General features: G+C 76.7%; 8 protein-coding genes and 1 pseudogene. 6 read left to right on the top strand and 3 right to left on the bottom strand.

Translation table 11 applies throughout. The features are described from left to right. Positions 1 to 1,031: NPCBM/NEW2 domain-containing protein (locus ABZY91_RS39480; protein ID WP_355408772.1), on the top strand; the 1,031-nt coding region annotated here is incomplete at its 5' end. Positions 1,032 to 1,155: 124 nt separating this feature from the next. On the opposite strand, the gene ABZY91_RS39475 is transcribed toward ABZY91_RS39480, so the two are convergent. From ABZY91_RS39475 to ABZY91_RS39465, 3 genes are all read right to left on the bottom strand, one after another. Further along, positions 1,156 to 1,860: a DsbA family oxidoreductase gene (locus ABZY91_RS39475; RefSeq protein WP_329878510.1), complete on the bottom strand. Its 705-nt coding sequence runs from the start codon at positions 1,858 to 1,860 to the stop codon at positions 1,156 to 1,158. Positions 1,861 to 1,956: 96 nt separating this feature from the next. Continuing rightward, positions 1,957 to 2,478 carry a universal stress protein gene (locus ABZY91_RS39470; RefSeq protein ID WP_355408770.1) on the bottom strand — a complete coding sequence of 174 codons (522 nt, stop codon included), beginning with the start codon at positions 2,476 to 2,478 and terminating at the stop codon, positions 1,957 to 1,959. A gap of 351 nt (positions 2,479 to 2,829) precedes the next feature. Further along, positions 2,830 to 5,133 carry an asparagine synthase-related protein gene (locus ABZY91_RS39465; RefSeq protein ID WP_355408768.1) on the bottom strand — a complete coding sequence of 768 codons (2,304 nt, stop codon included), beginning with the start codon at positions 5,131 to 5,133 and terminating at the stop codon, positions 2,830 to 2,832. An 832-nt stretch (positions 5,134 to 5,965) separates the two neighbouring features. Between ABZY91_RS39465 and ABZY91_RS39460 the strand changes: the two genes are divergently transcribed. The 5 genes and pseudogenes from ABZY91_RS39460 to ABZY91_RS39440 all read left to right on the top strand — a co-directional run. Further along, positions 5,966 to 7,396 (top strand): MFS transporter, encoded by a 1,431-nt coding sequence (locus ABZY91_RS39460; RefSeq protein ID WP_329878516.1) that lies wholly within the window; start codon positions 5,966 to 5,968, stop codon positions 7,394 to 7,396. A 675-nt stretch (positions 7,397 to 8,071) separates the two neighbouring features. Beyond that, positions 8,072 to 9,658, top strand: coding sequence for a TROVE domain-containing protein (locus ABZY91_RS39455; RefSeq protein WP_355408766.1), 1,587 nt, complete (start codon positions 8,072 to 8,074; stop codon positions 9,656 to 9,658). An 84-nt stretch (positions 9,659 to 9,742) separates the two neighbouring features. After that, the gene (gene lhgO, locus ABZY91_RS39450) at positions 9,743 to 10,978 is read left to right on the top strand and encodes an L-2-hydroxyglutarate oxidase (protein WP_355408764.1); all 1,236 of its coding nucleotides are present in this window, start codon (positions 9,743 to 9,745) and stop codon (positions 10,976 to 10,978) included. Between the two features lie 82 nt (positions 10,979 to 11,060). Further along, positions 11,061 to 11,891, top strand: a complete 831-nt coding sequence (trmB, locus tag ABZY91_RS39445) for a tRNA (guanosine(46)-N7)-methyltransferase TrmB (protein WP_329947900.1) — start codon at positions 11,061 to 11,063, stop codon at positions 11,889 to 11,891. Positions 11,892 to 12,018: 127 nt separating this feature from the next. Next, a pseudogene (locus ABZY91_RS39440) lies at positions 12,019 to 12,233 on the top strand (hypothetical protein); the annotation flags it as partial.

Raw genomic sequence — 12,233 nt, 5'->3', positions numbered from 1 at the left:
CCGGGGCAGGCGCCTCGGGCGGGGGCGGGGCCGGCGCCGGCGCGGTCGGCGAGGGTCTGGGCACCGCGGCCAAGGCCGGGATCGCCGCCGCCGTCGCGGTGGCCGCAGCCGCCGTCGCCGCCTACGCGCTCACCGGCTCGCCCGAGCCGAAGCCCCCGGTCGCCGCTCCGCCGGTCTCCGCGCCCGCCGCGCCCGCACCGCCGGCTACGCCGGCCCCCGTGCCGGAGCCGGAGCCGGCGCCGAGCAGCCCCCGACCGGCGCCGGTCGAACCGGCGCCGAGCCCGTCCGCGCCCCCGCCGCCCGTCCCGACGCCGAAGGCCGTGCCCCCGCAGGCGCCGCCGGGAAAGGCGCCCGCCGGCACTCCGGCGGCCTCGCCGACCCCCACACCCCCACCGAAGCCCACGCCGACCCCCACCCCCACCCCGACGCCGCCCCCGGTTCCGGTCCCCGTGGTCCCGACACCGAGCGTGCCGCCGGTGCCCACGCCCGAGGTGCCGGTGATCCCGACGCCGACGCGGCCCCCGCAGCCCACACCGACCGTGACGCCCAGCGCGCCGACCCTGCCGCCGCTGCCCGAGCCGACGGACTTCTGGGCCGACGACCTTCCGGTGGTCAAGCCCGGCAACAACCGCGTGCCGCCGCCGCAGCCGAGCATCCGGCAGAAGGGCAGCGACTGGTTCTGGCAGCGGGACGCCGTCAGCATCGACGGCGCCCGGCACGCGCACGGCATCACCGTGCACGCCCCCGCCACCACGCTGATCGACCTCAACCGGAGCTGCACGTCGTTCGACGCGGTGGCCGGGATGGACGACCTGACCGTCTCGATCGGCGGTGTGGTCTTCTCGGTGCAGGGGGGTGACGGCCGCACCCTGTGGAGCTCGCCCGCCCTGCGGGCCGGCGATCCGGCGGTGCCGGTGCACGTGCCGCTGGCCGGTCAGAAGTCGATCCGGCTGGTGGTGACGCCGGCGAACGGCGTCTGGTCGGCGCTGAACATGGCCGACTGGGCCGAAGCCCGCTTCAGGTGTTCCTGAAGCGGGCTCCGACGGGTGTCGATCCGTCCCTACGGTGGTCCGGTCGTGCGGTGATCCGTCTGTGCGGTGATCCGGTCGTCGGACGATCCGGAGGGCGGACGCGGACCGGCCGCATGTCGGGTGATCAGACGGCGCAGGAGCCGTCCGCGCAGGACTCGCCGGCCGGGACGACCGGCACCGGCGCGGGCCGGCGCTCGCCGATCTCGGAGGCGACCTGCTCCAGCACCTGGCGGAAGGCCTCGGCCTCCTGGCCGCCCTGGACCGCCCACTTGCCCTCGAAGACGAAGGTCGGCACGGCGGTGATGCCCAGCTCGCGGGCCTCGGCCAGCTGCGCGCGGACCTCGGCGACACCCTCGTCGCCCGCCAGGTAGGCGGTCACCCGGTCGCGGTCCAGGCCCGCCTCGACGGCGACACCGGTGAGTGCGGCACGGTCGCCGACGTCCACGCCGTCGGTGAAGTGCGCCTTCAGCAGCGCCTCCTTCAGCCGGCCCTGGACGGCCGCGCCGTACTCGGTCTCGGCGAGGTGCAGCAGCCGGTGGCCGAGGAAGGTGTTGGCGTGCAGCGCGGCGTCGAAGTCGTAGGTGATGCCCTCGGCCCGGCCGAGCTCGGCCACCCGGGCGTCCATCGCGACGGACTGCGGGCCGTAGCGCTCCGCCAGCCACTCCCGGTGCGGGCTCGCCGTGGCCGGCGCGTCCGGCACCAGCTGGTACGGCCGGTAGACCACCTCGACGTTCTCCTTGCCCGCGAAGCCGTCGAGCGCCTGCTCGAAACGGCGCTTGCCGATGTAGCACCAGGGGCAGGCGATGTCGGAGTAGATCTCGACCTTCATGACGGGGGCTCCAGGGGTGGAAGGGATGCGGTCCGAGATAGGTGAACGGTGAACCATCTCGGGACATTCCCGACAGGCCGGCGGGTGGCCCGCGACTCAGTGCTCGGGTGGCGCCGGAACCACCAGGACCGGGCAGGCGGCGTGATGGACCAGAGCGCCGCTGACCGAGCCCAGCAGCAGCCGGGCGAACCCGCCGTTGCCCCGGGTGCCGACGACCACCGTGTGCTGGCGGGCCGAGGCCGCCAGCAGGACCTCGATCACGTTCCCCAGCACCACGTGGAGCGAGAACTCCCCCTCGTACGGGCGGGAACGGGCCTCCTGCACGGTGGCCACCGAGCGGCGGAGGCCGTCCGCCATCGACTCGACCAGGGTCTCCACGCTCTCCTGGACGAGTTCGGCCATCCCCGGGGGGTACCCGGCCGGCGCCGGGTTGACGACCGCGAGCACGTACAGCGGCAGGCCGAACACCTCGGCCTCCGTCATCGCCCGGTCCAGGGCCCAGAGCGAGCCGTCCGAACCGTCGCACGCCGCCAGCACCCCCGGCGGACGGCCCGTCGGCGGACGGCCGAGCACCGACAGCACGACGGGGACGGACGGGTCCGGACTGGCACTGGTCACCACGGCCTCCGCGGGGGAAGGGGACGGAACGCCCCGCCATGATCGCCCGCACGGCCCAGCCGCACGGGCGAGCCGCGCCGGGCGGACGTCGGTGCGGCTCGCGGCGGGAGGGGTGCGGGGCGGGCGCGCGCTGCGGGGCGCAGCGCATCGTGGACGGGCGGGCTGGGGCGGACGGGGGCTGGGCTGGGCGGGGCGGGGCGGACCGGGGCGGCAGGATCAGGCCAGGTTCACGCAGGGCGCGGGCGGGCGTCCCGGTGCGCACAGGAAGTCGGACCGGCCGACGTCCTGCTCCGGACGGCCCCCTGCGCGGGCGCGCCGGCCCCCGGGGCGGGTCAGCCGTACCGCGGCGGGTCAGCCGAAGCGGGGCGGCGTGAGGGCGGTGTGTTCGGGCAGGGGGAGGCCGGTCCAGCAGGCGCCGTGCCGGCGCGCGCGGACGCGGCGGAGCCAGAGTTCGGTGGCCACCAGGTCGGCGAGGCCGGCCAGGGCGGCGGGCGCGAGGGGCGTCGCCGGGTCGGCGGCGCGGGCGAGGTCGGCGCGGACGGCACGGAGGTCGATCAGGCCGGCCTCGGCGAGCAGGGGTGCGTCGAAGAGTTCGGCGAGTCCGTCGGCGGCGAGCCGCAGGCCCGCCCGGGTGGCGGTGGTGCGGTCGGGCCGGGGGCCCCGTCCCCAGCCGGGCGGGAGGTCGGTGCGGCCGGCGCCGGCGAGGACGGCCTGCAGCAGGGCGGGCCGCGCGCCGGGCTGGAGCCGGACGTCGGCGGGGAGGAGACGGGCGGCGCGCACCACCTGGTTGTCCAGGAAGGGCGCGTGCAGCCGTTGACCGGGTTGCTCCGTGGCGTGGACGAGCGTGCGGAACCCGCGCGCGTGCCGATGGAGGGCGTGGCGGGCCCGGTGCGCGCCCGGGTGCTCCCCGGGCGCCGGTTCGCGCGCCGCCAGGCGGAGCCTGAGGGCGACGGCCGAGAGGGCCTCGTCCGAGAGCCAGCGGGCCGCCGGGCCGGGCACCACCCAGGCGAGGTCACCGACCGAGCGGGCACCCGCCGTGCCGCCGCCGTCCGCGACGTGCCGGAGGGTCAGCTTCACCGCGACGTCGTCGAGCGCGTCGGCGAACCTGATCCGGGAGAGCCGGTGGGCGGCCCGGACCACGGCGAGCGGGGTGCGCAGCGCGCCGACGAGCACGCCCGCGGCGGCCCGGTCGGCACCCGCCAGGGCCACCACCGGCGACAGGAGCTCCCGCGAGCGGCCGGCCCGGACCAGGTCGGCCAGCCGGGCCGGGTGCCCGTCCAGGACCTGCCGGGCGCCGTAGCCGGTGAGGTGGTCCGTGCCGCCGACGTCGAAGCGGGCCTCGGCGCCGGCGGCGGCGACCAGTTCGGGGCCGGGCTCGTCGGTGAGCCGGCCCGCGGCCGGGTCGGAGCGCAGGTGGGCGTACGGGAGGGTGCCCGGGCCGGGGGCGAGCACGGTGTGGCGCAGCCGGGGGACGTCGGGGGCGAGGGTCAGGGCGGCCGGGCCGTCGTCCTCCCCGGAACCGTCCCCGCCGGAACCGCGCCCGTCGAAGGCGGTCTCGCCGAAGGTGACGGCGGCGAGTTGTTCGGTGGCGGGCAGCGGCCGTGCGGCCGGGCGGGCCCAGGAGCCCTTGACCGCCCCGGTCCGGCCGGCAAGCCCGACTACCGCACCGGGCGCGGCACGGCCGCCGGCCCTGCCCGTCGCTGCCGCCCGCTCACCGGAGTCGGCGAGGTCCCCCACCGCGTCCCCTACCGCGCTGCCGACCGGGTCGGCCCCGGCGGCCGGGCCCGAGGCGAGCGGGACCGCGGCGGCGAGCAGCGCGACGGTGGCGGACGCCGTCCCGTACGAGAGGTCCACGCCGAGCCGGGAACGCCCGGACCCGACGGCCGGCGGCGCGGTCCCGGCCGGGCTGGTCCGGACCCGGGAGCGGACCGACTCCAGCAGTGCCCGGGTGAGTTCGCGGACGGCCGCCGCCTCGCCGGGCGGCCGTGCGCCGTCGGCACCCGGTTCGTCGTACGAGGTGAGGTACGGGCGCCCCCCGCGCACGGCCAGCGCGTGCCCGGGCGGGACGCGCTGCACGCCGAGGTACGGGGTGCCGGTGCCGAGCGCCTCCGGCGACTCCGGGCAGGCGAGCCGGGCCGCCAGGTGGCCGGTGTCGAGGGGCGCGCCCACCAGGTCGGCGAGCGGGAGGGCGGCGGTGGCGTAGGCGGTGCCGCCGGCCCAGGGGGTGTGGAAGACGGGCTGGGCGCCGGCCAGGTCGGTCAGCAGCACGGTGGAGCGGACTCCGGTGCGCAGGACGGCGGTGTAGCTGCCGGGCCAGACGGTGAGGTGGCGGACGGCGCCGCCGCGGGCGGCGGCCAGACCTGCGGCGAGTTCGGCGTCGGAGGCGCCGCAGTGGCCGAGGACGGCGAGGCGGCTGGTGGCGGGGGTGTCCTCGACGCGGTCGGGACCGGCGTGGCCGGAGGTGACGGTGGCGGGGGCTCCCGGCCGGAGGGTGACCAGGCGGATCTCCTCGGGTCGCCAGTCGCCGACCGCCCAGAGCGGGTCGGGGCCGCTCCACAGGAGGCGCGCGGCGATCGGGCTCACTGCGCCGGGGGGCTCGTGCGCCGGGGCGCCCGGTCGGGGTGCGGCCGTGCACCAGCCCGTCAGCCACCGCATCGTGCCTCCACCGGACGAGGACCTGCACCGCGCGGCGCGTCCACCGCCGGGCGTCCCCCTCCATCCCGTGGTGCGCCGCGGCGGGCGCCCACCCCGGGCCGGCGCGCCGTCAGAAGACATGGTGCCACCGCTCGGCCGTCCGGTGACCGGAGTTGTCGTTTCCGGTGCGGGGAGAAACCGGGAGCGCGGCGAACGGAGAAGGACCGGGGCCGGGCAGCCGCGGCGCCCCGGGGAACTCTGGGCGACTCCGCGGGATCCGGGGTGCGGCGCGATCCGGGGCGTGAGTACCGCGGGTAGTCGGAACCGGCGGTCGAACGCCTGGGCGACCCGTTCCGGTGGGGCGACCCGGGCCTCCCCCTCCTCGGCCCGGACCGCCCCTCACGTCGCCTTGTCATGGCCATCGCGAAATGGCCGAAAGGCGTCGCTCAGTCCGGGAGGGCATCCGCATGCCCTCCCGGACTTCGCCGCCGCCCGCGGGGATGTAGACGGCGGCTTCCCCCGGCCCGCCGGGTCCTCGACGGCGGGCCGACCCACGACCACCAGCGAATCGCCGACCAGCCGGTCGGGCCAGGGGGCACGGCCGGGCGCACATCGACACGGGACCGGAGCACGGCACTCCGGCGCGCGGTCGGAACACCGCGGCACGGCCGGATCCGGGTGGTCCGGACCAACTCGCCGGCCCGCCCGCCGGACGCGGCCGGGTGCGCGATCCCGCCATCCGGAATGCGGCCTCTTAACCCTCGGAACGCGTCCGACTACTCTAGGTACAGCAGCTACGGCCCGGTGCCGCCCGGGCCCCGCGCACAAGGCCGCAGGAGGTGCCCCCGCCACCATGACCGTCAGCCCACGAGGACCGAACGAACGGCTCGGCACGCTCCTGACTCTCGCCCAGATCAGCAACGCCGGGCTGGCTCGCCGGGTCAACGACCTTGGCGCGCAACGCGGGTTGACGCTCCGGTACGACAAGACCTCGGTGGCCCGCTGGGTCAGCAAGGGCATGGTGCCGCAGGGCCCCGTCCCGCACCTGATCGCCACCGCGATCGGCGGCAAGCTCGGGCGGCCGGTCCCGCTGGAGGAGATCGGCCTCGGTGACACCGATCCGGCGCCCGAACTCGGCCTGGCCTTCCCGCGCGAGGTGTCCGAGGCGGTCCGTTCCGCCACCGACCTCTGGCGGGTCGACCTCGACCTGCGCCGCGGCCCCGGCGGCGGCCGCTGGAGCGACAGCCTGGCCGGCACCTTCTCCGTCGCGGCGTACGCGACCCCCGTCTCCCGCTGGCTGATCACCCCGGCCGACGGCTCGGTGGCCCGTGAGCTCCCCCTGCGCTCCCCCGTCGAGGCGGGCTCGTACCGGGTCGGCCACTCGGACGCCGCCAAGCTCCGCGAGGCGGCCCAGGAGGCCCGCCGCTGGGACTCCAAGTACGGGGGCGGGGACTGGCGTTCGTCGATGGTCCCGGAGTGTCTGCGGGTCGAGGCCGCGCCGCTGCTGCTGGCCTCGTACAGCGACGCGGTGGGCCGTGCGCTGTTCGGCGCGACGGCCGAACTCACCAGGCTTGCCGGATGGATGGCCTTCGACACCGGCCAGCACGAAGCCGCCCAGCGCTACTACATCCAGGCCCTGCGCCTGGCCCGGGCCGCCGCCGACGTGCCGCTGGGCGGCTACGTGCTGGCCTCGATGAGCCTGCAGGCCTGTTACCGGGGCTTCGCCGAGGAGGCCGTGGACCTCGCCCAGGCCGCACTGGAGCGCAACCGGGGCCTGGCCACCACCCGCACGATGAGCTTCTTCCACCTGGTCGAGGCCCGGGCCCAGGCCAGGGCGCGCAACGCGGCGGCGTGCGCGACGGCGCTCGGGGCCGCCGAGAGCGCGCTCGAACGGGCCCGCGCCGGGGATCCCGATCCGGCGTGGATCGACTTCTACGCCTACGACCGGCTCGCCGCCGACGCCGCCGAGTGCTTCCGGGACCTCGGGGTGCCGTCCAAGGTCCGCCAGTTCACCCGGGAGGCGCTGGCCCGCCCGACCGAGGGCTTCGTCCGCTCGCACGGCCTGCGCCTGGTGGTCTCCGCGATGGCCGAGGCCGAGGCGGGAAACCTGGACGCGGCGGTCGCGGCCGGCGAGCGCGCCGTCGAGGTGGCCGGGCGGATCTCCTCGCAGCGCAGCCGCGAGTACGTGGTGGAGATGCTGCGCCGGCTGGAGCCGTTCCAGAGCGAGCGCCGGGTGCGGGAGCTCGCCGAACGGGCCCGCTCGGTGATCGTCGCCCCCGCGTAGGCGGCGCCTGCGGACACGGTCGGACGCGGTCCGTCGACCCGGCAGCCCGGACCCACCGGGCGGCCGGGCGGCCGAACTGCCGGGCCTCCGGGCAACCGAACTGCCGGACGACCGGACGACCGGACGCCGGAACTGCCGGCGTTAATTCGGATGCACGGCCGGAAGGCCCCCGGATATCGTCCTTCTCGTCCAGGTGCGCAGGCAGAGGTTACTTCCACTTCGTATGGGCGGGTCGCGGGTTCGAATCCTGCCGCCGGCATTTCCGGCCGGTGTAGCTCAGTCAGGTAGAGCAGCTTCGTCACCTCAGCCGTCCTCGATCTCTGGACACCCATTCGTGAAAAGGTTTTCCGCACCTCCCGGTGCGACGGCAGCGGTTACTTCTTGGTAAGGCGCCGAAAGGCGCTGCGGTTCGAGCCCGCGACACCGCCGCCACTGTGATCTCGGGAGGCACGGCGCCGGGGTGCCCGGTGCGCAGGCTGGGGTTACTTCGGATCTTGCGGTTCCGGGTTCGAATCCCGGGCGGTCCGTGCGCGAGCGCGGCCGCTAGCTCAATCCGGTAGAGCACAAGCCTCTTACCTCCGCCGTCGTCGGCCGCCGGGCCGGCACGATCTCGGGCACCCCTTCCTCCGCCATGCCTCCCGCACGACTTCCACCAGCCAGCAGGGGGGTTCCACCATGTCGCGTTTCAACGTCCGCCGGACCAGGCCGAGCGCGAGCTCGCCCGTGACCACCACCGGGCAGCGTGCGGTCAATCACAACGGCGGCACCGGGCACCTCCGCGACGCGAAGTCCGAACTCTTCCTGCTGGCCGTCGCGAACATGGTCGGGCAGGACACGTTCCACGAGCGCGGCGGCCGGCGCGACGACCGCTACACCGCGCTGGTCCGCGAACTCGCCGTGAGCGACCCGGAATGGACCCTCGGCCTGCTCCGCTGGCTCCGGCACGAGGGTCAGCTGCGGACGGCCGCGCTGGTCGGCGCGGCCGAGTTCACCCGGGCCCGGCTGGACGCCGGCGAGCCCGGGTACTCCCGCCGGGCGGTCGACGCCGTCCTGCGGCGTGCCGACGAGCCCGGAGAACTGCTCGCCTACTGGACGTCCCGCTACGGGCGCGCGCTGCCGAAGCCGGTCAAGCGCGGCGTCGCGGACGCCGTCCGCCGGCTCTACGACGGCCGCGCGCTGCTGAAGTACGACACCGCGTCGAAGGGCTACCGCTTCGCCGACGTGCTGGAGCTGACCCACCCGGCGCCCCACCCGGAGAAGCCGTGGCAGGGCGCGCTGTTCGGCTACGCGCTGGACCGCCGGCACCGGCCCGACGAGACCGCCCCGCCCACCGGCGACCCGCTGCTCACGGCCCACCGCGACCTGCTGGCGATCCCCGTCGACCGGCGGCGCGCGGTGGTGACCGGCGAGGGCGGAGCGGAGCGGCTGGCTGCGGCCGGGATGACCTGGGAGGCGCTGGCCGGCTGGCTGCAGGGGCCGTTGGACGCGGCCGTCTGGGAGGCCGTCATCCCGTCCATGGGCCCGATGGCGCTGGTGCGCAACCTGCGCAACTTCGACCGGGCCGGGGTCTCGGACGCGGTCGCGGCCGAGGTCGCACGGAGGATCGGCGACCGGGAGGAGGTGCGCCGCTCCCGCCAGTTCCCGTTCCGCTACCTGGCCGCGTACCGGCACGCGCCGTCGCTGCGCTGGGGGCACGCGCTGGAGACCGCGCTCTCCCACTCGCTCGCCAACGTGCCGGCGCTGCCCGGCCGGACGCTGATCCTGGTCGACCGGTCCGGGTCGATGTTCGACCGGCCGAGCGAGCGGAGCGGGCTCAACCGGGCCGACTCGGCGGCGATCTTCGGCACGGCGCTGAAGGTCCGGGCCGCCGACGCCGACCTGGTCGAGTTCGGCTCGACCAGCCGGGTCGTCGAGGTCGGCAGGGGCGAGGCGGTGCTGCGCGTGCTGGACCGCTTCGGCAGCCTGGGCGGCACCGCCACCGCCGCGGCCGTCCGCGCCCACTACCGGGACCACGACCGGGTGGTGATCGTCACCGACGAGCAGACCGGGCCGGGCCTCCACGGCCACGACCCGCTGGCGGCCGTCCCGGCCCGGGTGCCCGTCTACACCTGGAACCTGGCCGGCTACGCCCTCGCCCACGCGCCGGCCGGGCCCGGCCGGCACACCTTCGGCGGGCTGACCGACGCGGCCTTCCGGCTCGTCCCGCTGCTGGAGTCCGGGCGCGACGCGGACTGGCCGTGGGGGGAGCGCGAGCGCCGTTGACGCCCACTCGACCGGTCCCCGCCGCCGTGGCAGCATCGCGGGCAGGCGGGGGCCGGTCGGGGCGAGCGAGGCGAGGAGCGGGCGGTGGCGTACGACGTCGACGTACTGGTGGTGGGGGGCGGGATCGTCGGGCTCTCCACGGCGTACGCGCTGGCCGGGGCCCGGCCCGGGCTCAGGCTCACCGTGCTGGAGAAGGAGCCCGGGTTAGCCGCGCACCAGACCGGGCGCAACAGCGGGGTCATCCACAGCGGCGTCTACTACCGGCCGGGCTCGCTCAAGGCCCGGTACGCGGTGGCCGGCGCCGCCGAGATGGTGGAGTTCTGCCGCGCCCAGGGCGTGCCGTACGAGGTCACCGGCAAGCTGATCGTCGCCACCGGGCCGGCCGAACTGGACCGGCTGCGCGCGCTGGCCGAACGCGGCCGGGCCAACGGCATCCCGGTGACCGAGCTGGACCGCCGGGGCATCGCCGAGCACGAGCCGTACGTCACCGGCGTCGCCGGGCTGCACATCGGCACCACCGGCATCTGCGACTACCCCGGCGTGGCCGCCGCCTACGCCCGGCTGGCCCGCGAGGCCGGCGCGGAGATCCGGACGGGCGCCGAGCTCCGGGCGGTCGCCCGCCGGCCGGACGGCGTGACCGTCCAGACCTCCACCGGCGAACTGCGCTGCCAGGTGCTGGTGAACTGCGCCGGACTGCACAGCGACCGGATCGCCCGGCTGGCCGGCGACGACCCCGGGGTGCGGATCGTGCCGTTCCGCGGCGAGTACTACGAACTCACCAAGGAGCGCCGGGAGTTGGTCCGGGGCCTGGTCTACCCGGTGCCCGACCCGGCCTTCCCGTTCCTCGGCGTCCACCTCACCCGGGGGATCCACGGCGACGTGCACGTCGGCCCGAACGCGGTACCGGCCCTGGCCCGCGAGGGCTACGACTGGCGCACCGTCCGCCCGCGCGACCTCGCCGACACGCTCGCCTTCCCCGGCACCTGGCAGATCGCCCGCCGGCACTGGCGCTACGAGGTGGGCGAGCTGCGTCGCTCGCTCTCCAAGCGGGCCTTCACCACCGCCGTGCAGCGGCTGCTGCCCGCCGTCACCGCGGCCGACCTGGTCCGGGCCGCCGCCGGCGTCCGGGCCCAGGCGGTGGCCCGGGACGGCTCGTTGCTGGACGACTTCGCGTTCGCCGGCTTCGACCCGGACGACCCGCGCTCCACCCGCCGTCTGGTGCACGTGCTGAACGCCCCCTCCCCCGCGGCCACGGCCTCGCTCCCGATCGGCCGTGAGGTGGCCCGCCGGGCGCTGGCGGCGCTGGACGCCGGCGGGTGACCCCCGCCCCCGCCCGGCCGGACGTGGGGACCGTCACAGGGCCTGCGGGCCGTGCCGGGCGGCCCCGTAGACTCGGTTGATTGTGACTGCCACCGCCCCGATCCCCCAGCCATCGCCCTCCGCCCGGCTCTCCGCCGCGCCCGCCGCGTACCCGGCGCCGATGTACCCGCACAAGGCCACCGAGGCCCAGCACAGCGAGCGGCGCATCCGCAGCTTCCAGCCGCGCCGGGGCCGGATGACCAACGCCCAGGCGGGCGCGCTGGACCGGGGCTGGGAGCGGTACGGCATAGCGATCGACGGCACCCCGCTCGACCTGGCCGCGCTGTTCGACGGCCTGCCGGTCACGCTGGAGATCGGCTTCGGCATGGGCGAGACGACCGCCGCGATGGCCGCCGCCGACCCGGCGACGGGCATCCTGGCCGCCGACGTGCACACCCCCGGCCACGGCAACCTGCTCGGGATGCTGGAGCGCGACGGCAGCCGGAACGTCCGGGCCGCCGCCGGCGACGCCGTGATCCTGCTGCGCGACATGCTCTCCGACGCCTCGCTGGCGGGCCTGCGGGTCTACTTCGCCGACCCGTGGCCCAAGCCCAAGCACCACAAGCGCCGGCTGATCCAGCCGTCCTTCCTGGACCTGGTGCTGCCCCGGCTGGCGCCCGGCGCGCTGGTGCACTGCGCCACCGACTGGGAGCCGTACGCCGAGCAGATGCTCGACGTGCTCTCCGCCTCGCCGGAGCTGGAGAACCTGCACCCCGAGGGTGACGGCACCGGCTGGCTGGAGCCCGCGGACCACCCGGACGGCTCCGTCCCGGGGTACGCGCCGCGGCCCGACTGGCGCCCGGTCACCAAGTTCGAACGGGCGGGCATCGCCAAGGGCCACGTCGTGCACGACCTGCTGTTCCGCCGCCGCTGATCCCCCGCCGGGTGTTCGACCCGGCGGTCGTCCGGCCTCCGCGACGGCGGCCGGCGGATGCGCGCGGGCGGGGGGATTCGTCCCGACTCCTCCCGGCGGCCCGGCGGTGTGGCCTACCCTGTGCCGGGTGAGCAGCCCGTCCGGCGGGCACCACACCACCGTGCGGGCCGCCGACGACCGAGAGATGCCTCCGCGCACCGCCGGCACCCGGACCATCCCGGGGCCCCGGGAGCGCCGGGTGCACCGGCTCGTGCCCTGGCCGACCCGCGCGGCCCGGACCGGGGCCGGTGCCGTGCTCGGCCCGCCGGCCGCCCCCCGGACCGACCCCGCCGCAGACCCGCC

It is taken from the genome of Kitasatospora sp. NPDC002965 (assembly GCF_040611255.1).
In the GTDB taxonomy this organism is placed as follows: Bacteria; Actinomycetota; Actinomycetes; order Streptomycetales; family Streptomycetaceae; genus Kitasatospora.
Note: the sequence above shows the minus strand (reverse complement) of the source record. Positions and strands in the feature narration are given on the sequence as shown.

Bases quoted from the DNA above. Each gene is read 5' to 3' on its own strand.
- ABZY91_RS39465 (WP_355408768.1), bottom strand. From the start codon at position 5,133: ATGCGGTGGCTGACGGGCTGGTGCACGGCCGCACCCCGACCGGGCGCC.
- ABZY91_RS39475 (WP_329878510.1), bottom strand. From the start codon at position 1,860: ATGAAGGTCGAGATCTACTCCGACATCGCCTGCCCCTGGTGCTACATC.
- ABZY91_RS39460 (WP_329878516.1), top strand. From the start codon at position 5,966: ATGACCGTCAGCCCACGAGGACCGAACGAACGGCTCGGCACGCTCCTG.
- ABZY91_RS39455 (WP_355408766.1), top strand. From the start codon at position 8,072: ATGTCGCGTTTCAACGTCCGCCGGACCAGGCCGAGCGCGAGCTCGCCC.